Source organism: Providencia alcalifaciens (genome assembly GCF_915403165.1).
In the GTDB taxonomy this organism is placed as follows: Bacteria; Pseudomonadota; Gammaproteobacteria; order Enterobacterales; family Enterobacteriaceae; genus Providencia; species Providencia alcalifaciens_C.
In genome coordinates, this window is the sequence record NZ_OU659204.1 from 1,652,377 (window position 1) to 1,677,449 (window position 25,073).

Here is a 25,073-nt window from a genome sequence, read left to right on the forward strand (position 1 = left end):
AGGTTCGGTTAAAGTAATTTTAACTAGAATATCCTATTCATAATGAAACTAGGCTACAGACAATATGAGCAATTTCCTTCCGTTTTCAAAACCAGCAATCGGTGATGAAGAGGTTAAGGCAGTAGAAAACGTTCTGCGTTCAGGCTGGATCACTACAGGCCCACAGAATCATCAATTAGAAGAAGATTTTTGCAAACGCTATGGTTGCAAGCATGCGATTGCCCTTGCATCGGCAACTGCAGGTATGCATGTTGTTTTGATGGCGCTGGGTATCGGTCCAGGCGATGAAGTTATCACTCCGTCACAAACATGGGTTTCAACTATCAATATGATTGAGCTGCTAGGTGCAACGCCAGTTATGATTGATGTTGATCGTGATACCCTTATGATTCAGCCAGAAGCAGTAGAAAAAGCCTTAACGAGCAAAACGAAGGCAATTATCCCTGTTCATTATGCGGGTGCTCCTTGTGATTTAGATGCCCTACGTGCCATCGCGCAAAAAGCGGGTGTTTTCCTCATTGAAGATGCAGCTCATGCGGTCGGAACACGTTATAAAAATGAGTGGATTGGTGAGAAGGGCACTGCCATTTTTTCATTCCATGCAATCAAAAACGTGACCTGTGCTGAAGGTGGTTTAGTCGCCACTGACGATGATGCACTTGCTCAGCGTGTTCGTGCATTAAAATTCCATGGTTTAGGTGTAGATGCGTTTGATCGCCAAATGCAAGGCCGTAAACCACAAGCCGAAGTTGTTGAGCCAGGTTTCAAATATAACTTATCAGATATTCATGCGGCGATTGCAGTAGTACAATTGTCCCGCGTTGAGTATTTAAACCAGCGTCGAGCTGAACTGACGGCACGCTACCGTGAGTTACTAAAAGACTCTCCATTACAAATGTTATCTGTGCCAGAATACCCACATTTACACGCTAACCACTTATTTATGGTACGTGTTGATGAATCTGTGTGTGGCATTGACCGCGATGCATTTATGGAGAAGTTAAAAGAGCATAATATTGGTACGGGATTACATTTCCGTGCGGCTCATACACAAAAATATTACCGCGAAAAATACCCAGAGCTGTCATTGCCAGAATCAACATGGAATAGTGCAACGCTTTGCTCATTGCCTTTGTTCCCAGACATGACTGACGCGGATGTTGAACGGGTAGTGAGTGCGATTAATACAGTCCTTTTGGAGTCAAAATAGTGTCATTAGCTGATGAATTTGATGAGATTAAAAAAGTCTCAGTGGTAATCCCTGTTTACAACGAAGAGCAAAGCTTGCCTCAGCTGTTAGAACGTACGATTAAGTCCTGTAAACAACTGACTCAAGCTTATGAGTTAATTTTAGTTGACGATGGAAGTAGCGACCGTTCTGCAAAAATGTTGGTTGAAGCGGCTGAAAATCCAGATAACCATGTGATTGCGATCATTTTAAACCGCAATTATGGTCAACACTCTGCGATCATGGCGGGTTTCAATCAAGCGGATGGCGACTTAGTTATCACTCTTGATGCGGACTTACAAAATCCACCAGAAGAGATCCCTCGTTTAGTACAAACAGCGGCTCAAGGCTATGATGTTGTTGGAACTCGTCGTGCTAATCGTCAAGATTCATGGTTCCGTAAAACGGCATCAAAAATGATCAATGCGATGATCACCAAGGCGACTGGTCGTTCAATGGGTGACTACGGCTGTATGCTGCGCGCTTATCGCCGTCATATCATTGAAGCGATGCTTCAATGCCATGAACGCAGCACATTTATTCCTATTTTAGCGAATACATTTGCGCGTAGAACCATCGAAATTGATGTAGCGCATGCTGAGCGTGAGTTTGGTGATTCAAAATACAGCTTTATGAAGCTGATTAATTTAATGTATGACTTATTAACTTGTTTAACGACTGCGCCTCTGCGTTTGTTAAGCGTGGTTGGTAGCATTATCGCTGCTGGTGGTTTTGTGCTGGCAGTGTTGTTAATTGTTTTACGTTTACTGTTCGGTGCGAGCTGGGCAGCTGACGGCGTATTTACACTGTTTGCGATACTCTTTATGTTTATCGGCGCGCAGTTTGTTGCTATGGGATTATTGGGCGAATACATCGGTAGGATCTATAATGATGTGCGCGCGAGACCTCGTTATTTTATTCAAAAAGTCGTCGGTGCAGACCTTAAAACCGACAAAAATCAGGAAGAAAACTAATGAAAGCTATTGTTTTTGCCTATCATGATATTGGCTGTGTAGGGATAAAAGCGCTTGAGAAAGCGGGTTTTGATATTCAGGCAGTATTTACGCACACTGATGATCCAAATGAAAACCACTTTTACTCTTCTGTAGCTCGTGTCAGTGCAGATATGGAACTTCCTGTTTTCGCTCCAGAAAACGTTAACCACCCACTGTGGATTGAACGTATTCGTGAGATGAAACCTGATGTGATTTTCTCTTTCTACTATCGCGATATGTTAAGCGAAGAACTGTTAGCATTAGCACCGAAAGGCGCTTTCAACCTGCACGGTTCTTTACTGCCTAAATACCGTGGTCGTGCACCAATCAACTGGGCACTGTTAAATGGTGAAAGCGAAACTGGCGTAACACTGCATAAAATGGTCGCTAAAGCGGATGCTGGCGATATCGTAGCGCAAGAAAAAGTGGCTATCACGGATACTGATACTGCTCTGACTCTGCATGCGAAAGTACGTGAAGCAGCAGAAGTGCTATTAGATAAAACTCTGCCATTAATCGAAGCAGGCAGTTATAAAACTGTTGCTCAAGATGAGAGCCAAGCAAGCTACTTCGGTCGTCGTTGTGCCGATGACGGTCAAATCGACTGGAGCCGCAGCGCGAAAGAAATTAGCTGCCTGATCCGCGCAGTCACTGAACCATACCCAGGCGCGTTCACCTATTTAGGTGCACGTAAAATGGTAGTATGGCGTGCTCGCGTATTAGACGATAACCAAGGTAAAGCAGCAGGTACCGTATTATCTAGCGACCCACTGCGTATTGCTTGTGGCCAAGGCGCACTAGAAATCGTTAGTGGTCAGAGCGAAACGGGTCTTTACATGCAGGGTAATCGCCTAGCTAATGAAATGGGCATTATGGCTGACATGCATGTTGGGATCAAACCAACAACACAAGTCAAACGCCGTAAGCGTGTTCTGATTTTAGGTGTGAACGGTTTTATCGGTAACCACTTAACTGAGCGTCTGTTACAAGATGACAACTATGATATCTATGGTATGGATATTGGTTCATCTGCCATTGAGCGCTTCATTGGTAACCCACGTTTCCACTTCATCGAAGGTGACGTGAGCATTCATACTGAATGGATTGAATACCACATCAAAAAATGTGACGTTATTCTGCCATTGGTTGCTATCGCGACACCAATCGAATATACCCGTAACCCACTGCGTGTATTCGAATTAGACTTCGAAGAAAACCTGAAAGTTGTTCGTTACTGCGTGAAATACAACAAACGCATCATTTTCCCATCAACTTCTGAAGTTTATGGTATGTGTGATGATAAAGAGTTTGATGAAGATGAATCTCGTCTGATCGTCGGTCCAATCAATAAACAACGTTGGATTTACTCTGTATCTAAACAGTTACTTGACCGAGTTATCTGGGCATACGGCGCGAAAGAAGGTCTGAAATTCACCTTATTCCGTCCATTTAACTGGATGGGACCACGTTTAGATAGCCTGAACTCTGCACGTATTGGTAGCTCACGCGCGATTACTCAGCTGATCCTGAACTTAGTTGAAGGTTCACCAATCAAGTTAGTCGATGGTGGTGCACAAAAACGCTGCTTCACAGATATCAAAGATGGTATCGAAGCACTGTTCCGCATCATTGAAAACAAAGACGGCAAATGTGATGGTCAAATCATCAACATCGGTAACCCAACTAACGAAGCAAGTATTCGTCAGTTAGCGGAAATGCTGTTAGAAAGCTTCGAAAAACACCCAGCTCGTAGCAAGTTCCCGCCATTTGCTGGCTTCCGTGAAATCGAAAGCGCGAGCTACTATGGTCAAGGTTACCAAGACGTTGAGCATCGTAAACCAAGTGTTGAAAACGCACGTCGTTTACTTGACTGGGTTCCGACTATCGACATGAAAGATACCATTGAAGAAACATTAGACTTCTTCTTACAGGGTGCTGTAGAAGAGCTGGAAAGCAAAAAATAATGAAAAAAGTTGGCTTGAGAATCGATGTGGACACCTATCAAGGTACATTGAAAGGGGTCCCTCAATTACTTAAAGTGCTCAAAGAGCATGATATTCAGGCCAGCTTTTTCTTCAGTGTAGGACCCGATAATATGGGGCGTCATTTATGGCGCCTTTTGCGTCCTAAATTTCTGTGGAAAATGCTACGGTCGAATGCGGCATCTTTGTATGGTTTAGATATTTTACTGGCGGGTACTGCGTGGCCAGGTAAAAAAATCGCCAAAGATTTAGGCTATTTGATGAAACAAACCTTGGAAGCTGGGCACGAAGTCGGCTTACATGCGTGGGATCATCAAGGATGGCAAGCCAAAGTGGCTAAATGGAACGAGGCTCAACTCACTGAGCAAGTCAAATTGGGTGTCGATGCATTGCAACACGCGACAGGCCAACGAGTCACTTGTTCTGCGGTAGCCGGGTGGCGTGGTGATGAGCGTGTACTCGAAGTTAAACAAGGGTTTAATTTTGACTACAACAGTGACTGCCGTGGAAAATTTCCATTTAGACCTATTCTACGTGATGGTTCTTTGGGAACAGTACAAATTCCGGTGACGTTACCAACCTACGATGAAGTTGTTGGTACAGTTGTGGCAGATGAAGAATTTAATGATTTTATTCTTCAAGCAATAAAAGATGACCAAGGTGTTTCGGTTTACACTATCCATACGGAAGTGGAAGGAATGTCAAAGTCACAACAATTTTCACAATTATTGGAACGAATTAAGCAAGAAGAAATCCAATTCTGTACATTGAGTGAATTGTTGCCTGAAGACATCAATACGCTTCCAAAAGGAAGAGTGGTTCGCGCCCCATTCCCGGGACGAGAAGGTTGGCTGGGCTGCCAAGAAGAGGAATAAAATACCCATGTTGAATAACCGAGCGAGCAAAGTAGGAGCCTCTCTGCTGGCTCTTTTTTTTGTCTTGACCTATTTGTTGCCGTTAAACAGTCGTTTACTTTGGCAGCCGGATGAAACCCGTTATGCAGAAATCAGTCGCGAAATGTTGCAACGCGGCGACTGGATTGTGCCGTACATGCTGGATATTCGTTACTTTGAGAAACCAGTGGCGGGGTATTGGATCAACAATATTAGCCAAATGATTTTTGGTGACACAAACTTTGCAGTCCGTTTTGGTTCTGTCTTCTGTATTTTATTGAGCACACTTCTGGTTTACCGCATGGCAAAAATGATGTGGCGTAATAGTCATGTTGCTTATGTGGCAAGCTTCATCTACATCTCGATGTTCTTGGTGTTTGCGGTGGGAACATACAGCGTTCTCGACCCGATGCTATCGTTATGGATAGCCGCCAGCATGTTTTGTTGCTTATGGGCAATGAAGGCTCGAGAGGTGAAGACCAAACTCGCCGCGTGGGGAGCGCTTGGCTTGGCCTGTGGTATGGCATTTATGACCAAAGGCTTTTTAGCTTTAGCTATTCCTGTCATTGTGATGCTGCCAATCACCTTGTATCAAAAACGTTTCCTTGAAATGCTCAAATATGGTCCATTAGCGATTGTCACCGCGGTGATCATCAGCTTGCCATGGGCATTGGCAATAGCCAAACAGGAACCGGATTACTGGAATTACTTCTTCTGGGTTGAGCATGTGAAACGCTTTACGGCAGATGATGCTCAGCACGTCGCGCCATTCTGGTACTATATTCCGATTATTTTGCTTGGGGCTATTCCGTGGATGGGCTTAGTGCCTGGCTCCTTAATTAAAGGATGGAAAGAGCGTAAATCTAGCCCAGATATGTTCTTTTTATTATGTTGGTTTGTGGTTCCGGTGATTTTCTTCAGTATTTCGCGCGGAAAACTACCGACTTACATGCTGCCGTTTATGGCACCATTGGCACTGTTAATGGCGAAATATGGTGTGGATTGTGTACGCAATGGCACCATGAAAGCATTGAAAGCCAATGGAATTATTAACATTGTTATCGGAATTGCCGCTGTGATCGCGGTGATTATCGTCAGCAGTGTGATCAAAAAGCCCCTATATGAACATGATGAATGGTCAAAAATGGTGCTGGGGGTTGTGGCCTTTTCGATTTGGGCAATCATTGGCTATCTCTGCACCGTATTAAATGCAAAATATTGGTTGTGGGCGGCATCTTGCTCATTGGCTGTCAGCTTGTGTATTGGTAGTGCATTGCCAAATAACACCATTGATTCGAAGTTACCGCAGAATTTTATTCATCAAAATCATGATCTCTTGATGAATAGTCAATATTTGATGGCAAGTAATGTCGGGGTGGCTGCGGGGCTGGCATGGGAAACCAAAAATTCCAATATTTATCTCTATAATAGTAGCGGTGAATTAACCTATGGTTTGGAATACCCAGACAGTGCTCATCGTTTGGTGAAACCGGATGAATTTGCTGCATGGCTGGCAAAAGCTCGCCAAGAAGGGCAGGTCACCGTGGTGTTCTTGTTAGGTAAAAAAGAAGGTTTGCCAGACATTCCTAAGCCGGATGAAGTCATTAAGAATTCCCGTATGGCGATAGTGGTTTACCATAAACAATGATAGCGCAATTACTTCTGTTACTTCTTGTCAGCGTGTTGACATGCATTGGGCAAATTGCCCAAAAGCAAGCGGTCGTCACTTGGCAAGGAGAGAAACATAATAAAGCCGCATCCGCCATTCGTTGGCTGGTGCTGGCAGCATTAATGCTAGGGTTGGGAATGCTGTTTTGGCTAAAGTTATTGGAAACAATGCCACTCAGTATTGCCTACCCGATGCTCAGCATTAATTTCGTCTTGGTCACATTGATAGGGCAATTTGTCTACCATGAGCAAACTGGGCTAAACCACTGGCTCGGAGTTGCCTCAATCATGATAGGAATACTACTGATGAGTATAAGTGTATGAATAAAGGATACTTATGGGTACTCGGTAGCGCGCTATTAGTCACCGTCGCACAACTCAGTCTGAAGGCGGGAGTTGTGGAACTACCTTCGTTCTCTCTAGGTTGGCACTGGTTACAGCTAGAATGGCTGACAGATAATGCGACAAGTTTAGGGATTATCTTTGTTGGATTAGTCTGCTATGCGCTATCGATGCTGTGTTGGCTATTTGCGTTAAAATACATTGCGCTCAATAAGGCTTACCCGCTTATCAGCCTCAGCTATGTGTTTGTTTACATACTGGCGGTGGCGTTGCCATGGTTCAATGAGCCCGCCACTGGGTTAAAAGCTGCGGGGATTACGTTTATCCTGTTAGGCGTATGGCTTATCAGTCGACCTTCCAAGCCTTTAACGAAAAAAGCTAAATAGCATCAGATAATTAGCCTTAGGTGTTATTTTTTATGCGCTGTACTGTTGATCATTGTACATTATAGTCTCGCGTATTAAGATATCACTTAAGGTGATTATTTTTGAGTTATCTATACCCACGGGTTATCTATAAGGTACGCTATGATAGTGAATCTCAAATACCTACCATTGCTGTGTTGCCTGGTGTTGATTGGCTGCTCTTCATCCGTAAAACGGACGTCAGCACCGCCAATGAAAACCCAATTATCAGACCCCATCATGACTATCGCTCAGCTCAAAGACCAACTAATCCAATGGTATGGTACGCCGTATCACTATGGCGGAATGAGCCAAAATGGTGTGGATTGTTCAGGCTTTGTTTATCGAACATTTAGTGACCGCTTTGCGATTGAAGTCCCGCGTACGACTGTTGACCAAACACGTTTAGGTACGCGCATTGATAAATCGGATTTAATGCCGGGTGACCTTGTATTCTTTAAAACGGGATCAGGGGAAAACGGTCTGCATGTTGGGATTTACGATACTGACAACACATTTATCCATGCATCCACCAGTAAAGGCGTGATACGTTCATCGATGGATAATAGCTATTGGCGAAAAGTGTTTTGGCAGGCGCGGCGCATCTAATTTCGCTTCATTCCTCATTAATTCCTCAGTGATTATGCTATCTTAGGAGCAAGTTTTGCTTTTAGGATAGCCGAATGTCTACATTACGTTTATTTATCTCTGAATCCTTCGACCCTTGGTTTAATTTAGCGGTTGAAGAAACTATTTTTCGCCAAATGTCAGCTGACCAACGCGTGATGTTCCTATGGCGTAATGCCGATACCGTGGTCATCGGTCGCGCTCAAAACCCATGGAAAGAATGTAACACTCGCAAAATGGAACAAGATAATGTTCGATTAGCGCGTCGTAGCAGTGGTGGCGGAGCTGTATTTCAAGATTTAGGGAACACCTGTTTTACTTTTATGGCAGGAAAACCGGAATATGATAAAACCATCTCAACGCAAATTATTGTAGATGGGCTAGCAAAAGTTGGGATCCACGCAGAAATTTCTGGACGCAACGATTTAGTCCTCGAAACCGAAAATGGCCCACGAAAAATATCAGGTTCAGCCTACCGTGAAACTAAAGATCGTGGCTTCCACCACGGTACTTTGCTGATTAATACCGATTTAAGTCGTTTAGCAAACTATCTCAATCCCGATCCTAAAAAACTGCAAGCCAAAGGGATTACGTCAGTGCGTTCTCGCGTCGCCAATTTAAATGAGCTGGTACCGGATATTTCCCATGAAAAAGTGTGCGAAGGGATCATAAATAGCTTCTTTAGCTACTACGGTGAAACAGTGGAGCCAGAATATATCTCGCCGGAAAAACTCCCTGATTTACCCAATTTTGCAGAAACATTCGCGAAGCAAAGTAGCTGGGAATGGAACTTTGGGCAAGCGCCGGCTTTTAGTCATATGGCGGATACCCGCTTCCCGTGGGGCGGGATTGAATTTCATTTTGATATTGAAAAAGGTGTGATCACGCGCTGCCAATTTTTCACCGACAGTCTAGAACCATCGCCATTGGAATGGTTAAGTCAGCAACTAGTGGGGCAAGCTTATCAAACGGAAACTGTCCGTCAGTTAATGGCAAAAATGACCGTGTTGTGGCCGGAATTGACTGAGCAATGTGCAGATTTAGAGAATTGGCTCGTTAACGAACTGAAATAAAAAAAGAGCCGATTATTTATCGGCTCAAAAAATAGATTTCGTTGGAATGGGTGTTTGAGGGTGTAACGAAAATCTAATGCGCGCTTAATGATGGCAATTGCAAGTCATAAAGGTTTTGCATTCTGGTAACTCACCGGCCTGACGGAATTTAGCCGGGGTAGTATCAAAGTGTTTTTTAAAAATACGCGTAAATGTTGCTTGAGAGCTAAAACCATATTGCAACGCGATATCGAGAATAGGTAAGTTGCCTTCGCGTAATGATTTAGCGGCTTCTAATAGGCGACGTTTACGAACATATTCGCCTAGCGTGCAGCCCTTAAGCTCTTTAAATACACGCTGTAAATGCCATTTCGAGTACCCGCTTTTATCCGCGATAGTATCGATTTTGATGCCTTCATTGCGTTGTAATTGGCTTTCAAGCCATCTAATGATTTCGTTGACTACACTTTCTGACATATCTACCTCCTACTCTAGTAGGCTATTGTTCATTAATAACTAATAATAACTCATGAAATTATGGTCTATTCTTCCTTTTTTTCCGATATATCGATAGGCCAATCGTGCGGTTTTTGAATGAGAATAACTATTGTTACGATAGTTTCTATTGAAATGCGAAAAACTAAACATACACAAATGAATGTTAAAATTCATTATAATACAATAGGTTAAGTTAATTAATCTAACGTAAAATATGTAAATTCAAGGTGGATATAATCTTGTTCAAATTTATTGTGGATACTGTTCGATTTTATTAACCAAGTAAACTATTGAGTTTTTATTTGGCTGAATAATGAGCAATCTGATGAAGTGGAATATAACAATTAACAGGAAATTCCGAAGTGAATTGTTTTTTAAGTGATGTTGTTGTGCAGTAAAAGGTTCATTTATCCATAAAATCCTAAGATTGAGATAAATGAACCTCGTTTTAGCATTTTGTTATTCGTTAATTACCACTGATAATTCACATTCCAATAAAAATTACGACCTTCTTGCGGTACACCCATAGAAGAGACATAGTCTCTATCAAACGCGTTCTTAAGGGTTAGGGTGGTATTTAGCCCTTTGACAAATTGGTCGGCTTTATAGTTGATATAGAAATCATGAATGCCATAACCAGCCTGCTGGAAAATCTCACGGCGGTAGCGATCTAGATCGTTAGAGTTTTTTCTATCAGGCAGTTTATAGGTACTATCTCCCGTAATTTTCGTTCTTGCGGCAAACTCTCCAGTCCAACCCACATTGACTCCTGTATTAGCCACTGGTGCATTGAATTTAATCATCATTGATTCAGGTCGAATAGAAGAGAGGGTATGATTTTCTAAATCCTCTTTACCTGTCGTAAAGTTATGATTAAGGCTTAAATCAAACCATGGTGATTGGTAATGAATAAAGCTATCAAACCCCGTTATTGTTGCTGATGGCACATTAATATAGTAAACCTCTCTAGGGAACCATTGATAATACATGTCTCGCCCAATAACTCTTTTATACTTACTCTCCATGGCAATATAATTTTGCGCCTTGGTGTTAAAGTACGTTGTGCCAAGCTGTAGGGTATCGCCATTAACGACGAAATCATCGAAACTCAGTTTTAACCCAGCTTCCAGTGTTTTATTGGTTTCTGGTTTCAAATCAGGAGATGGTCTAAAAATGGAGTTACCATATATCGGTGTTTCAAAATGCATGGAGTTATTATATAGCTCGGCCATACGTGGCGTGCGATAGCCTTCAGCATAAGAGGAATGAAGACTTAACCAATGTGTTGGGGTTGCACTAATGGCAAAACGTGAAGACCAATTGGTGTGCTTACTTTTAGCAAAGTCATCACGATTAACATGATACTGTGTAAAACGCGTTCCCGCTGAAAGCGTTACAGGTACATGAGTTAGAGTAAGGTCACTATTTAGCCAGCCTGACGTATTTGATAATTCTGTGGGTGGATAACTAATGGCATATTGGTTAGGTTTTTGTTCTTGTTGATAGTGTTCAATGCCGCTTTGAATATTGCTGTATGCCCAGCTTGATACTGGTAAAGCAAAGTGGTTTGAAAACTTAGAACCATAAGTATATTGATTACGGCTTTCGGCACCATACTCCGTTGGTTTTTTTGCAGCTTTAACTAAATCTAATTGGCTTAGGCTGAGATCAGTATAATAAATACCCCACTCGCCTTCCCATTGAAGCCTATTTTCAGGCTTAAACACTTGATTAATTAAGATATCGCGTTGATGAATATTACGCTCTGTAGGGTCATTCTTGAATTTAGTTACAATCTGCGCAGGCTGTTTTAGACTCAAGCCATCATTACGATATTCTCGAAGCTGCAAACCAATGTGATAAGCAGGGTTTGCCATCCAAGTGGTTTTAAACATCCAGTTATGAATTTTTTCTTGGTTATCAAAAGGTGCTGAATCAATTGATGCCATTAAATATTTTTTGCGTTGACTATAGCTGAGTAGGGCATCAACAGAATCACTGCGTCCAAGTAATGTTCCCCCCGCATAATAACCATGATCATTGCGGTTGATACCACTGAATAAACGGCCTCCGATATTTTGTCCGGGAGCTAACACTTCTGAAGCGCTGAGGGTTTTAAGGGAAATAACACCGGCAAGCGCGCCGCTGCCGTGTTGTACAGAGGATGCGCCTTTATGTACATAGGCTTTGCTGATCAGTGAGGGGTCAATCAGTGTGGCATCAAATAGGCCAGAGTTAAAATCCTGAACTACATTATCCACCATAATTTTGACACCACGGGAGTCGTAACCTCGCATCTGCACCGACTGCCCATAGGTACTGCCTGCACCTGTCACAAAAATACCAGCCTGACCCTTTAATAAATCGAGGGCGGATGATGCAGTTTGTTGTTCTGGTGCGGTTGCGTCAATCACCTCAAATTGTTCAGCCACGGCAAACTTTTCGTGGCTCAATGGCGTGGTGGTGACGTGAATGATATCGTCGGTGGCAAAACTTGCAGTACTGAACCCAGTCATAGCAAGGGCGACGGTTAATGTTGATAAAGAAAATACTTTGCTGTGTGAAGCACCTGAAGTTGATGCTGATCTCAATGTAAACGCCATTAGGAAATCCTTTCCTGAGTAATATGATTCTGGCAGCCAAGATAATAAAAAAATTATCCATGGGTGGCTTATAGTTAAAAACGAGAATCATTATCGTTAATAAAATGGCGGTATCAAGTATTTTTCGGTGAATAATGTCAAATTATTTAAAATAATCAGGCAATTATATTGATTTGTGAATACGTTGATGGTGATTTATTGGCTCAGAGAATGGAAATAAGCGCTTTAGATTAGAATACAATCTAAAGCACTTATTTTGGTTGTGGACAGCGAGACTTATTTAAAGCGGAAGTTAACAGCGTCAGCCAGAATTTCAATCAACTGTTCGGTATCTTCCCAACCTAAACATGGATCGGTAATCGATTGACCATAAACAAGAGGTTGGTCTGCACAGATTTTTTGATTACCTTCTTTTAAGAAGCTTTCTGCCATCACACCACTAATTGCTGTGGAACCTTGCTTAATTTGTTGAGCAATATCCTGCGCCACATCTAATTGGCGACGATGAATTTTCTGGCAGTTACCATGGCTGAAGTCCACCACTAAATGCTCAGCTAAACCAAATTCATTTAATTTTTCACAAGCTTGTGAAATGTACTGTGCTTCATAGTTAGGCTTTTTGCCACCACGCATAATGATATGCCCATGAGGGTTACCACTGGTTTGGTAGATTGTCATCTGCCCGTTCTTATCTGGCGATAAAAACATATGTTGCGCTTTGGCGGCACGAATAGCATCAATAGCGATATTGATATTGCCGTCTGTACCGTTTTTAAAACCAACAGGGCAGGAGAGCGCCGATGCCATTTCACGATGGATTTGGCTTTCAGTGGTACGAGCACCAATCGCTCCCCAGCTAATTAAGTCCGCAATATATTGCCCCGTTACCATGTCGAGGAATTCAGTAGCGGTTGCTAATCCTAATTGATTAACTTCAATCAAAAGCTTGCGCGCTAAACGGATACCAGTATTCACTTGGCATGAATTATCAAGGAGCGGGTCAGAAATTAAGCCTTTCCAGCCCACAACGGTACGCGGTTTTTCAAAATAGGTGCGCATGACAATTTCTAAACGGTCTTGATATTTTTGACGTAACGTATTTAGCTTATTAGCGTATTCAATTGCGGCATCAATGTCATGAATAGAGCAAGGACCTACAATCACCAGCAAACGCGGGTCTTCACCGGATAAGATCTTTTCAATTCGCTTACGTGACGCTGTCACGTTGTCGGCGATTATTTGGGATATCGGAAATTCCTCAGCGAGCGCTTGTGGTGTAATTAAACTGTCCACTCGCTGAGTTCGTAACTCATCTGTTTTATGCATTTTGTTTCTCAAAACTTTTACTCGGCTGAGCCATTTCGTACAGCCGTATTAGTGACTAAGGTCACAATAAACGAAACTGGCTCAAATTCAAACCACCAACTTGGGTTGAATGAATAATTTTTTATATTTTATTTTGTTAAAAAATACGACGCTGTAATCCCATCGTATCAATTACTTTCGCTGAAATTTCTTCAACAGAGTAGTTGGTAGTATTTAAGTAATTGATTTTATTCTGTCTAAATAGGGCTTCTACTTCAGCAATTTCAATACGACACTGGCGAAGTGAGGCGTAACGGCTATTTTCACGTCGCTCTTCACGAATTGCTGCAAGGCGTTCAGGGCTGATGGTTAAACCAAAAAGCTTATGGGTATAGGGGCGTAATGCGACAGGCAGCTGCAAATTATCCATATCATCGGCAGTGAATGGGTAGTTGGCGGCCTGTATGCCAAATTGCATTGCTAAATATAAGCTTGTTGGTGTTTTGCCGCAGCGAGAGACACCAATTAAGATCACTTGCGCTTGCTCAAGGTTACGTAATGAAATGCCATCATCGTGAGCAAGGGTATATTCAATTGCTGCAATACGGGCATCATATTGATTCATATTTTGCATGGATAACCCGTGAGTACGATTAAGTTTTGGCTCGGGTTCTAACCCGACTTCTCGCTGTATTGGAGCGACCAAACTTTGTACGATATCCTGACAGAAACCCGCGCTTTGAGTGATGATTTCTTTCACTTCCGGGGAAATTATTGAATAAAACACCAGAGGTCGAAGATCTGTTTCAGCATAGATTGTGTCGATTTTTTGTTTAATTTCAAGCGCTCGAGCTTGTGTGGTAACGAACGGCAAGGTGTAAGAAATAAAGGATAATGGGAATTGAGATAAGACGGCGTGCCCTAACGTTTCAGCGGTGATTGCGGTACCATCAGAGATGAAAAAAACGGTACGTTGGACTTGGCTGGCATTTTTACTCATAGAATTTAATTCGCTCATAACTGGCTTCTTTTTATCGTATTTTTTCTGAGTTTTGAAAAATATTGTAAGTGAATAAACGTTTAAAAATCATTTCTGGGGGAAGTATAGACAAATTTTGAACAATTTTTAGAACAAAAAAATTTTATTAATTGATGGAACGATTCACCAGTCCATCTTCCCATAACGTCTGTGCTAGTCTAGTCGCGAGGCGAATTTTCGCCAACGAGATTTTTTACGATTTGTTGTCTGTCACTAAATTGCTATAAAAGGATCGCTTTCAATGTCCACAAATGGCCTCACTCCGTGTAATGTACTTTGGTATAACCAATTAGGGATGAACGATGTTGACCGTGTTGGAGGCAAAAACGCTTCCCTCGGTGAAATGATCACCAACTTGTCCGATCTTGGTGTATCCGTACCAAACGGTTTTGCGACAACCGCACAGGCGTTTAATGATTTTCTGGAGCAGAGCGGTGTAAACCAGCGTATTTACAACCTGCTAGATGAAACGGATATTGATGATGTGAACCAACTGGCGGTAGCCGGTGCTCAGATCCGCCAATGGGTGATTGATACTCCATTGACGCAAGCATTAGAGCAGGATATTCGTGAAGCTTTCCTTCAATTGTCTGAAGGTGAAGCAGAAGCGTCATTCGCTGTTCGCTCATCAGCAACCGCTGAAGATATGCCTGATGCCTCATTTGCTGGGCAGCAAGAGACATTCCTCAACGTTCAAGGGATTGATGCGGTATTGGTTGCCATTAAACATGTATTTGCATCGCTGTTTAATGACCGTGCTATTTCTTACCGTGTACACCAAGGCTACGACCATCGTGGCGTCGCGTTATCTGCGGGTGTGCAAAGAATGGTACGTTCTGACCTCGCTTCTTCCGGTGTTATGTTTACTATCGATACTGAGTCTGGTTTTGACCAAGTCGTCTTTATTACCTCCGCTTATGGTCTTGGTGAGATGGTCGTACAGGGCGCGGTAAACCCAGATGAGTTCTATGTTCATAAACCAACCCTGCAAAATAATAAGCCTGCGATTGTACGTCGTACACTAGGTTCTAAAAAATTGCAGATGGTCTATGCCGACAGTAAAGAGCACGGCAAACAAGTGAAGATTGAAGATGTGCCAGAAGCACTACGCAATCGTTTCTCTTTAGCTGATCACGAAGTGGAAGAGCTGGCTCGCCAAGCTTTACAGATCGAAAAACACTACGGTCGTCCAATGGATATTGAGTGGGCAAAAGATGGCCATAATGGTCGTCTGTATATTGTTCAAGCACGTCCAGAAACTGTTCGTTCTAACCAGCAGGTTATGGAACGCTATCAACTGAAAGGCCAAGGGCAGGTCTTAGTTGAAGGTCGTTCAATCGGTCATCGTATTGGTGCAGGTTCGGTCAAAGTTATCCATAACTTGAGTGAGATGGATAGAATTCAGCCGGGTGACGTATTAGTGACGGACATGACGGATCCTGATTGGGAACCTATCATGAAAAAAGCCGCTGCTATCGTAACAAATCGTGGCGGTCGTACTTGCCATGCGGCGATTATCGCGCGTGAACTTGGGATCCCAGCAGTTGTTGGTTGTGGAGATGCAACTGAGCGCTTGAAAGAAGACCAAGAAGTCACGATTTCTTGTTCTGAAGGGGATACAGGCTTCGTTTATGATGGCAAATTAGATTTTGAAATTCATAGCTCCGAAGTGGATAACATGCCTGACTTGAACGTCAAAATCATGATGAACGTGGGTAACCCAGATCGTGCATTTGATTTTGCTTGTTTACCAAACGAAGGTGTCGGCTTAGCGAGACTCGAATTTATCATCAACCGCATGATTGGTGTTCATCCAAGAGCACTGTTAGAGTTCAATGCTCAAACTCCAGAATTGCAAGCAGAAATCCGCAATATGATGGTCGGCTATGACGACCCTGTTGAATTCTACGTTAGCAAGCTGACGGAAGGGATTTCAACACTCGCCGCGGCATTCTGGCCAAAACGCGTGATCGTGCGTTTATCTGACTTCAAGTCCAATGAATATGCCAACTTAGTCGGTGGGGATATTTATGAACCTAAAGAAGAAAACCCAATGCTGGGCTTCCGTGGGGCTGGGCGTTATGTGTCGGATAGCTTCCGTGCATGTTTTGCACTGGAGTGTGAAGCTGTTAAACGCGTTCGCAACAAAATGGGTCTGACTAACGTTGAAGTGATGATTCCATTTGTTCGCACAGTAGCGCAAGCCGAGTCTGTGGTTGCTGAGCTGGCAAAACATGACCTGAAACGTGGTGAGAATGGCTTAAAAGTGATTATGATGTGTGAAATCCCATCTAACGCACTGCTAGCTGACCAGTTCCTTGAACATTTTGATGGCTTCTCCATTGGTTCTAACGACATGACTCAGTTAACCCTCGGTCTTGATAGAGACTCTGGTGTTGTATCTGAATTGTTTGATGAACGTAATGATGCAGTTAAGGCAATGTTGTCAATGGCAATCAAGGCTGCGAAGCGTCAGAACAAATATGTTGGTATATGTGGCCAAGGTCCATCAGACCACCAAGATTTCGCACAATGGCTGGTGGATGAGGGCATTGATAGCCTATCGTTGAATCCAGACACTGTTGTGAAAACTTGGCTAACAATCGCTGAAAATCAATAATTTAATTATTCATTTTTAGATTGTTCATTATAAGAAGGTCGGTAAATAATTATTATTTACCGACCTTTATTTATATATAGAGACAACCTATTACAGCGATAGAATTAAACTCAGTATAAGTTTAATTTACGTAAATATTCATAATATATTATTCAGATTTTCAGCAAAATAAAACTATAGTCTCATAAATAGATTCATTATTAATGTTAAATAAAAATTTATTAAATAATTAAAACCATTAAATCCACTACTCTAATTATGCGTAATTACGTATAGAGAGAGTAATTGGAATATTATATTGTCTAGGCAATAGTGAGGGCTAGGTGTGGGGGATGGAGAGATAAAAAAAAAGCCTATCATGGGCTGACAGGCAAAGACTACACACAGCAATTTGGTTAAGTAAGTCACGTTAGAAATTAAATAACATAACTTATTAATTCGTTATCGACGAGATATTAACAGAGATATATTAAACTGTTTAAATAAGTTAATCACTCGGAACACTCTTAATAAAATATTACTTGTTGTTCCCAAATGATTATTCATTCGATGGAGGGAATATTAACATAATTAAAGATAAAAACTAACAGTAGTGTGTTAAATATTGTTTCTAAATATTAATGAGAATAGATAATCAAGAAAACATGTTCAAAATGAAACATGTTTTCTCGAATTAAATGAAATTTATTTCTTCATTAAGAATTCTTCTTCAAGGAATTTTTCGGTGGCATCTAAATTTTCACTTGGTGGTGCCACTTCATTCATCCATGCTTTGAGCAGGCTATAAGAAACCGCTAATACCACAGGGCCAATGAATAAGCCAATCATACCGAATGATAAGATACCACCGATAACACCCACTAAAATAAGCACCATAGGAAGATCTGCGCCCATCTTAATTAGCCAAGGTCGTAGCACGCCATCCATCGTGGCAACAACTGCAGCCCAGACACCGAGAATAATTGCCCAAGTGGTATCCCCCGTCCAAAATAGCCACAGAACGGAAGGGACCATGACTAATAGTGGGCCAAGTTGTGCGACGCAGCAGATAAAAATCAAGACCGTTAAAATGGCAGCATAACTAATACCAGATAGCGCTAAACCGACGCCACCTACAATGGCTTGAATTAACGCAGTAACAACCACGCCAAGCGCGACTGCACGAATAGATTGTGCTGCAAGTACCACTGCAGCATCACCACGGATGCCCGCAAGACGTACGGCAAAGTGACGAACACCGATTGTCACCAGCTCACCTTTATAATAGAGCAATCCACTAAACAGTAGCATTAATACGAGGTGGAATAAGAAGCGGCTAGCACTAACGGCCTGCGTTGCAAACCATCCCGCGGCTTGACCGAAATAAGGTTGAACTTTAGCTAATAACGCGTTACCGCCACTCGCCACTAAGCTGTGCCAAGCGTAGTACAGTTTTTCTCCGACCATGGGCACTTGATTCAGCCATTCTAAAGCCGGCAAGGTGATACTGGTTGGTGACTTCGCCAATTCGATAAGTGGTGCACTGTTTTGAATAATGCTGCCAATCAAAATACTGGTTGGAATAACAAAAAGAAGGAAGATCAGTAGAACCATGGTCAGCGAAGCAAGCCAGCGCTTATTCCAAAGGCGTGCTTGTAGTCGTAAGAGAATTGGCCAAGTAGCAATCACCATCATCCCCGCCCATACGAATCCTAAAATAAATGGGCTTAAGACCCAAAAACAGGTCGCTATCATAAAGATAATGGAGAGCAGTCCAAGGACGAGTTTGGGTAAATCCAAACGTTTTTGCGATTTTTCCATTAATGATCAATCCTTAACAAATGAAAATTCTGTGAGGTTAGTGCTTTTACAGGTGAAAATAACGTAATTATTTTTCATGCTTAAAAGAAACGATATTGTGATATGGTTTTACTGACAATGTCACCGGCAGATGCGCTATCTTTACAGGCGGCGAGGAAACACTCCAATAAACCTTGTGCCTATTGTGCTACTTAAACTAAAGATAGTACATAACGACAAATGCGATTACTCAACAACAAGAGTCATGATTAACAATGATCCCGCGTATATCTGAAGCACCACATCTTAGTCAGCTAGCTATCCAATTTCTGCACGAGCTACAACAGCAAGGTTTTACTGGTGATACTGGCACCAGTTACGCTGAGCGCTTATCCATGGCCACTGACAACAGTATTTATCAACTGTTACCTCAAGCCGTCATCTTCCCGCGTTCCAGCGCTGACGTACAAATTATTACGCGCCTTGCAGGGCAAGACAAATACCGCGAATTAAGTTTCACACCACGCGGCGGGGGAACGGGCACCAATGGGCAATCGCTCACTGAAGGGATTGTGGTGGACATGTCCCGCTATATGAATCGAATTTTAGAAATCAACCCAGAACAGGGATGGGTAAAAGTTGAAGCTGGCGTGATCAAAGACCAACTTAACCAATTTCTAAAACCGTATGGCTACTTTTTCTCTCCAGAGCTATCTACAAGTAACCGTGCGACACTGGGCGGAATGATCAACACTGATGCCTCTGGACAGGGATCATTAGTGTATGGCAAAACGTCAGACCATGTTTTAGGTGTCAAAGCGATGGTTTTAGGGGGGGCTTGCCTCGATACTCGTGCTATGCCTATCGAACTCGCCCAAACGATTGCGTTGGAAGATTCAGTCGAAGGGCGTATCTATAAAACCGTACTTGAACGCTGCTTAGTGCAACGTCCGTTAATCGAAGAAAAATTTCCAAAACTAAACCGATTTTTAACGGGCTATGACTTACGCCATGTTTTTAATGATGACCTTACTCAGTTTGATTTAACGCGAATTTTAACGGGGTCTGAAGGATCACTGGCGTTTATTACGGAAGCCACACTGGATATCACGCCGCTACCGAAAGTGCGCCGTTTAGTGAACGTCAAATATGATTCATTTGAATCCGCGTTGCGTAACGCACCATTCATGGTGCAGGCGCAAGCGCTCTCGGTAGAAACTGTCGACTCGAAAGTTCTGAACCTCGCAAAAGAAGATATTGTTTGGCACTCTGTAAAATCGCTGATCACTGATGTGCCGAATAAAGAGATGCTTGGGCTGAATATTGTTGAGTTTAGTGGCGATGATGAAGAGGAAATTAATCGTTTGACTGATAGCTTATGCCAGCGGCTTGATGAATTGATGGCGAGCCATCAAGCGGGGGTGATTGGCTACCAAGTTTGCCATGATCTTGCTGATATTACCCGTATCTATAATATGCGTAAAAAAGCGGTGGGATTATTGGGCAACAGTAAAGGTGCTGCGAAACCCATCCCATTTGTTGAGGATACTTGCGTACCACCAGAACATCTAGCAGATTATATTGCGGAGTTCAGAGCGCTCTTGGATAGTCATAAACTGAATTACGGGATGTTTGGTCATGTGGATGCGGGTGTTTTACACGTTCGCCCAGCATTAGATATGTGCGACCCTCAGCAAGAAATATTAATGAAGCAAATTTCGGATGAGATTGTTGCTTTGACCGCAAAATATGGCGGGTTGCTGTGGGGGGAACACGGTAAAGGCTTCAGAGCACAATATAGCCCAGAATTCTTTGGTGAAGTTCTTTACAGTGAGCTGCGCAATATTAAGGCGGCATTTGACCCAGATAACCGATTGAACCCCGGAAAAATTTGTCCACCAGCGGGTATCGATGCCCCAATGAAACAAGTGGATGCAGCTAAACGCGGCACATATGATCGCCAAATTCCCGTTCAAATACGCCAAGAGTTCCGAGGAGCGATGGATTGTAACGGCAACGGGCTCTGTTTTAACTTTGATGTAAAAAGTCAAATGTGTCCATCGATGAAAATTAGCCGCCAGCGTGTGCATTCACCGAAAGGTCGTGCAACGTTAGTTCGTGAATGGCTACGTTTATTGGCGGAGCAGGGCGTCACACCAGAGCAAATTGAAAAGGGTGTGAAAAGCGAGTCTCCATCGTTACGTGGATTGATTGAAAAAACGCGTAACTCATGGCGGGCGAAGCAAGGGGATTATGATTTTTCCCATGAAGTGAAAGAGTCGATGTCTGGGTGTTTAGCCTGTAAGGCGTGCTCGACTCAATGCCCAATTAAAATTGATGTGCCGTCTTTCCGCGCAAAATTTCTTGCTCTGTACCATAGCCGTTACTTGCGACCTGTTCGTGACCATATTGTGGCGAATGTGGAAGCCAGCGCTCCGTTAATGTCAAAAGCGCCGGGCGTTTTTAACTTCTTCTTGCGTCAAACGGTGGTTCAGAAACTTAGCGAGCACACCATTGGTATGGTGGATTTACCGTTATTTTCTCAACCGACGCTGAAACAGGAATTATCAGGGCATGCAGCGACCTCCCTGACATTGGAACAGCTTGAAGGAATGTCCGCCAGCCAGCGTGAAAAGCATGTGCTCGTGGTGCAAGACCCATTCACCAGCTACTACGATGCAAAAGTGGTGGTGGATTTTGTTCGTCTGATTGAAAAGTTGGGCTATAAACCTGTGTTACTTCCATTCTCACCGAATGGCAAAGCACAGCATATCAAAGGTTTCTTAAGCCGTTTTGCGAAAACCGCACGTAAAACATCGGATTTTTTAAATCGCGTTGCTAAACTGCAATTACCGATGGTGGGTGTCGACCCTGCATTGGTGCTGTGTTATCGCGATGAGTACCACGAAATTTTAGGTGAGCAGCAATGCCAATTTACGGTAATGCTGGCTCATGAATGGCTAATTTCATTACCTGAACAAACTAAAAATGAGGGAGTGGATGAGCAGCCTTGGTATCTCTTTGGTCACTGCACTGAATCAACGGCATTACCCAATAGCACCAATCAATGGGCGACACTGTTTTACCGTTATGGACGCAAACTTACTAACGTGAGTGTTGGATGCTGTGGAATGGCTGGGACTTATGGTCATGAAGTGGCTAACCTTGAAAATTCAAAAGGTATTTACAACCTATCGTGGAAACCTGCGATAGAAAAACTGCCCCTAGAACGCTGCTTAAGTTCGGGATATTCTTGTCGTAGCCAAGTAAAACGAATGGAAAAAACGGCAATCAAACACCCAATTCAAGCCTTACTGGAGATTGTTTCATGATTTGGAAGCGTCAATTTAACTTACAACAAATGGCGGCGATGGCTGAAAGCTGTATGTTAGGCCACATAGGGATTGAAATTACAGGCTTTGGTGATGACTACCTTGAAGGTACCATGCCAGTCGACCATCGCACCAAACAGCCTTTTGGCTTGCTACACGGTGGTGCCTCGGTTGTGTTGGCTGAATCCTTAGGTTCAATCGCTGGCTACCTATGCAGTGAAGGTGATCAACGTGTAGTTGGCGTGGAAATTAACGCAAACCATATTCGAGCGGCGCGAGAAGGCGTGGTGAGAGGCGTATGCAAACCGATTCATCTGGGGCGTCGTCAGCAAGTGTGGAATATCGAAATTTTTAACGAGAAAGACCAACTGTGTTGCACTTCCCGTTTAACGACCGCTGTATTGTTTGAATAATCAGCAGGTTGTTTCTTCAGATACCCTCAGTTTATTTGAGGGTATCAATCATATATTTATCCTTCATATCAATTCGTTATAACCTATCTAATTTATTTATTCTTATTTAATCAATGTGGTTTTAAACTGAATATCACTTTATTAATTTGTGTTATTTTTATGTACTCAATAATACATAAAAAACATTGTCATGAATGAAATTTATTTCTTAATTATTAATTGGTTAGATATCTCCATAAACTAAAACCCTGCCAATAAACCGTTCTCATCGCTATAACCTCTTAAAACAAATGGTTGAAGTCATATGGGTAATCATTACCATGTCATATAGAGAAGAAATCGCTGATAACAGGCTGAAAAACCATAAGAAAAGTGAGGTCAATATGACTAATGGTGTAGAAACATTTTCATTGGACGAAAATTCATGGCAGGGCGTCAGCCTAACCCCAAGTGCCGCTAAACAGATCAATAAATTGGTTCTTCAAACACCCAATAGCAAAGGTTTATCCCTCGGCGTGAAACAGTCGGGATGTGCAGGTTTTGGATACGTCTTCGAGATGATTGAAAACCCAACTGATGACCACTTAGTGTTTGAACTCGATGGTGCTCATTTGTATGTGCCTAAAAAAGCAATGCCATTCATTGATGGTACGGTAGTGGATTATGTCCAAGAAGGGCTTAACCATATTTTTAAATTTAATAACCCGAAAGCTCAACATGCCTGTGGGTGTGGTGAAAGCTTCGGCGTTTAACTTGTGAAGCTAGATTATGTCTCAGAGCAATGTAGAAGTTGGTGAAGATGTTCAAAGCTGGCTTGATGAAAAACGTTATAAAGAAGGCTTTTTTACCCAAGTTGCCACCGATGAGATGGCGAAAGGGCTAAATGAAGATGTGGTTCGCGCCATTTCTGCGAAACGTAATGAACCTGAGTGGATGCTGCAATTTCGTCTTGATGCCTTTAACCACTGGAAAGGCATGGAAGAGCCACACTGGCTGAAAGCCCATTATCCAAATCTGGATTACCAAGATTATAGCTATTATTCCGCGCCATCTTGCGGGTCGTGTGATGATGCCTGTGGTTCACAACCAGGCGCGACGCAATCAACAGGCGCAGCGGAAGAAGCGAATTACCTGACGAGCGAAGTCGAAGATGCCTTTAATCAGCTCGGAGTACCTGTCCGCGAAGGCAGCAAAGTTGCGGTAGATGCAATTTTTGACTCCGTTTCTGTATCGACAACCTACCGTGGCGACTTAGCCAAACACGGGATTATTTTCTGCTCGTTCAGTGAAGCTATTCAAGAATACCCTGAACTGGTGCAAAAATATTTAGGTAGCGTCGTCTCCAGTCACGATAACTTTTTTGCTGCACTGAATGCAGCTGTGGCATCGGACGGAACCTTTGTTTACATCCCGAAAGGGGTGCGTTGTCCTATGGAGTTATCGACCTATTTCCGTATTAATGCGGCAAAAACAGGGCAATTTGAACGCACGATCTTAATTGCCGATGAAGGCAGTTATGTGAGCTACATCGAAGGGTGTTCAGCACCGGTGAGAGATAGCTACCAATTACACGCGGCTGTTGTGGAAGTGATTATCCATAAAGATGCGGAAGTGAAGTACTCGACAGTTCAAAACTGGTTCTCAGGTGGTGATAGCGAAACGGGGGGAATTCTCAATTTCGTCACTAAGCGTGCCCTGTGCGAAGGGGAAAATTCCAAAATGTCATGGACACAATCCGAAACGGGTTCTGCCATTACGTGGAAATACCCAAGCGTGATTTTAAAAGGGGATAACTCTGTCGGGGAATTTTTCTCTGTCGCGCTGACCAACGGTAACCAACAAGCCGATACGGGCACTAAAATGATCCACATCGGCAAAAATACCCGCTCAACGATTATCTCGAAAGGGATCTCGGCAGGTAAAAGCCAAAATAGTTATCGTGGACTTGTCAAAATACTCCCGAGTGCACACAACGCCCGTAACTTTACCCAATGCGACTCCATGCTGATTGGCACTCAATGTGGCGCTCATACCTTCCCGTATGTGGAAGTGAAGAACAATACTGCGCAATTAGAACATGAAGCGACAACTTCGCGCATTGGTGAAGACCAGCTGTTTTATTGCTTACAACGTGGGATCAGCGAAGATGATGCTATCTCAATGATTGTTAACGGCTTCTGTAAAGATGTTTTCTCAGAATTGCCATTAGAGTTTGCCGTTGAGGCACAAAAATTATTGGCTATCAGCTTAGAACACAGTGTGGGCTGATCCTAACCAAGTTTAGTTGCGCTTG

At 42.9% G+C, this 25,073-nt stretch carries 19 protein-coding genes; 14 read left to right on the plus strand and 5 right to left on the minus strand.

The window, feature by feature from the left end:
* Positions 1–64 precede the first annotated feature (64 nt).
* From arnB to LDO73_RS07610, 9 genes are all read left to right on the plus strand, one after another.
* Positions 65–1,210 (plus strand): UDP-4-amino-4-deoxy-L-arabinose aminotransferase, encoded by a 1,146-nt coding sequence (arnB, locus tag LDO73_RS07570; RefSeq protein WP_224060875.1) that lies wholly within the window; start codon positions 65–67, stop codon positions 1,208–1,210.
* Positions 1,210–2,202 (plus strand): undecaprenyl-phosphate 4-deoxy-4-formamido-L-arabinose transferase, encoded by a 993-nt coding sequence (arnC, locus tag LDO73_RS07575; protein WP_036950457.1) that lies wholly within the window; start codon positions 1,210–1,212, stop codon positions 2,200–2,202. The genes arnB and arnC overlap by 1 nt, the downstream gene beginning before the upstream one ends.
* Positions 2,202–4,187 carry a bifunctional UDP-4-amino-4-deoxy-L-arabinose formyltransferase/UDP-glucuronic acid oxidase ArnA gene (arnA, locus tag LDO73_RS07580; protein ID WP_224060876.1) on the plus strand — a complete coding sequence of 662 codons (1,986 nt, stop codon included), beginning with the start codon at positions 2,202–2,204 and terminating at the stop codon, positions 4,185–4,187. Before arnC ends, arnA begins: the two co-directional genes overlap by 1 nt.
* Positions 4,187–5,080, plus strand: a complete 894-nt coding sequence (arnD, locus tag LDO73_RS07585; protein ID WP_224060877.1) for a 4-deoxy-4-formamido-L-arabinose-phosphoundecaprenol deformylase — start codon at positions 4,187–4,189, stop codon at positions 5,078–5,080. Before arnA ends, arnD begins: the two co-directional genes overlap by 1 nt.
* Before the next feature lie 7 nt (positions 5,081–5,087).
* Positions 5,088–6,746, plus strand: coding sequence for a lipid IV(A) 4-amino-4-deoxy-L-arabinosyltransferase (gene arnT / locus LDO73_RS07590; protein WP_224060878.1), 1,659 nt, complete (start codon positions 5,088–5,090; stop codon positions 6,744–6,746).
* Complete coding sequence (gene arnE / locus LDO73_RS07595; protein WP_224060879.1) at positions 6,743–7,090, plus strand: 4-amino-4-deoxy-L-arabinose-phosphoundecaprenol flippase subunit ArnE; 348 nt, start codon at positions 6,743–6,745, stop codon at positions 7,088–7,090. Before arnT ends, arnE begins: the two co-directional genes overlap by 4 nt.
* The gene (gene arnF / locus LDO73_RS07600; RefSeq protein ID WP_224060880.1) at positions 7,087–7,494 is read left to right on the plus strand and encodes a 4-amino-4-deoxy-L-arabinose-phosphoundecaprenol flippase subunit ArnF; all 408 of its coding nucleotides are present in this window, start codon (positions 7,087–7,089) and stop codon (positions 7,492–7,494) included. Before arnE ends, arnF begins: the two co-directional genes overlap by 4 nt.
* 141 nt (positions 7,495–7,635) lie before the next feature.
* Complete coding sequence (locus LDO73_RS07605) at positions 7,636–8,121, plus strand: C40 family peptidase (protein WP_224060881.1); 486 nt, start codon at positions 7,636–7,638, stop codon at positions 8,119–8,121.
* A 74-nt stretch (positions 8,122–8,195) separates the two neighbouring features.
* Entirely contained in the window at positions 8,196–9,212 is a 1,017-nt protein-coding gene (locus LDO73_RS07610) for a lipoate--protein ligase A (RefSeq protein WP_224060882.1), read from the plus strand.
* An 84-nt stretch (positions 9,213–9,296) separates the two neighbouring features.
* Here the strand turns inward: LDO73_RS07610 and LDO73_RS07615 are convergent, their stop codons facing one another.
* From LDO73_RS07615 to ppsR, 4 genes are all read right to left on the minus strand, one after another.
* On the minus strand, positions 9,297–9,668 hold the full coding sequence (locus LDO73_RS07615; RefSeq protein ID WP_006813273.1) for a helix-turn-helix domain-containing protein: 372 nt from the start codon (positions 9,666–9,668) through the stop codon (positions 9,297–9,299).
* A gap of 491 nt (positions 9,669–10,159) precedes the next feature.
* Positions 10,160–12,292 carry a TonB-dependent receptor domain-containing protein gene (locus LDO73_RS07620; RefSeq protein WP_224060883.1) on the minus strand — a complete coding sequence of 711 codons (2,133 nt, stop codon included), beginning with the start codon at positions 12,290–12,292 and terminating at the stop codon, positions 10,160–10,162.
* A gap of 276 nt (positions 12,293–12,568) precedes the next feature.
* Complete coding sequence (locus tag LDO73_RS07625) at positions 12,569–13,618, minus strand: 3-deoxy-7-phosphoheptulonate synthase (protein ID WP_224060884.1); 1,050 nt, start codon at positions 13,616–13,618, stop codon at positions 12,569–12,571.
* A gap of 136 nt (positions 13,619–13,754) precedes the next feature.
* Positions 13,755–14,597 (minus strand): posphoenolpyruvate synthetase regulatory kinase/phosphorylase PpsR, encoded by an 843-nt coding sequence (ppsR, locus tag LDO73_RS07630; RefSeq protein ID WP_224061152.1) that lies wholly within the window; start codon positions 14,595–14,597, stop codon positions 13,755–13,757.
* 280 nt (positions 14,598–14,877) lie between these two features.
* On the opposite strand from ppsR, the gene ppsA reads away from it, so the two are divergent.
* Positions 14,878–17,256 carry a phosphoenolpyruvate synthase gene (gene ppsA / locus LDO73_RS07635; protein WP_224060885.1) on the plus strand — a complete coding sequence of 793 codons (2,379 nt, stop codon included), beginning with the start codon at positions 14,878–14,880 and terminating at the stop codon, positions 17,254–17,256.
* Between the two features lie 684 nt (positions 17,257–17,940).
* Here ppsA and ydiK read toward each other — a convergent pair.
* Entirely contained in the window at positions 17,941–19,056 is a 1,116-nt protein-coding gene (ydiK, locus tag LDO73_RS07640) for an AI-2E family transporter YdiK (RefSeq protein WP_224060886.1), read from the minus strand.
* Between the two features lie 254 nt (positions 19,057–19,310).
* Between ydiK and ydiJ the strand changes: the two genes are divergently transcribed.
* From ydiJ to sufB, 4 genes are all read left to right on the plus strand, one after another.
* On the plus strand, positions 19,311–22,367 hold the full coding sequence (ydiJ, locus tag LDO73_RS07645; protein ID WP_224060887.1) for a D-2-hydroxyglutarate dehydrogenase YdiJ: 3,057 nt from the start codon (positions 19,311–19,313) through the stop codon (positions 22,365–22,367).
* A complete protein-coding gene (locus LDO73_RS07650; RefSeq protein ID WP_154627943.1) occupies positions 22,364–22,780 on the plus strand; it encodes a hotdog fold thioesterase in 417 nt (138 codons plus the stop codon). Before ydiJ ends, LDO73_RS07650 begins: the two co-directional genes overlap by 4 nt.
* 383 nt (positions 22,781–23,163) lie before the next feature.
* On the plus strand, positions 23,164–23,532 hold the full coding sequence (sufA, locus tag LDO73_RS07655; protein ID WP_224061153.1) for a Fe-S cluster assembly scaffold SufA: 369 nt from the start codon (positions 23,164–23,166) through the stop codon (positions 23,530–23,532).
* A 16-nt stretch (positions 23,533–23,548) separates the two neighbouring features.
* Positions 23,549–25,048, plus strand: a complete 1,500-nt coding sequence (gene sufB / locus LDO73_RS07660; protein WP_132494846.1) for a Fe-S cluster assembly protein SufB — start codon at positions 23,549–23,551, stop codon at positions 25,046–25,048.
* Positions 25,049–25,073: the final 25 nt, after the last annotated feature.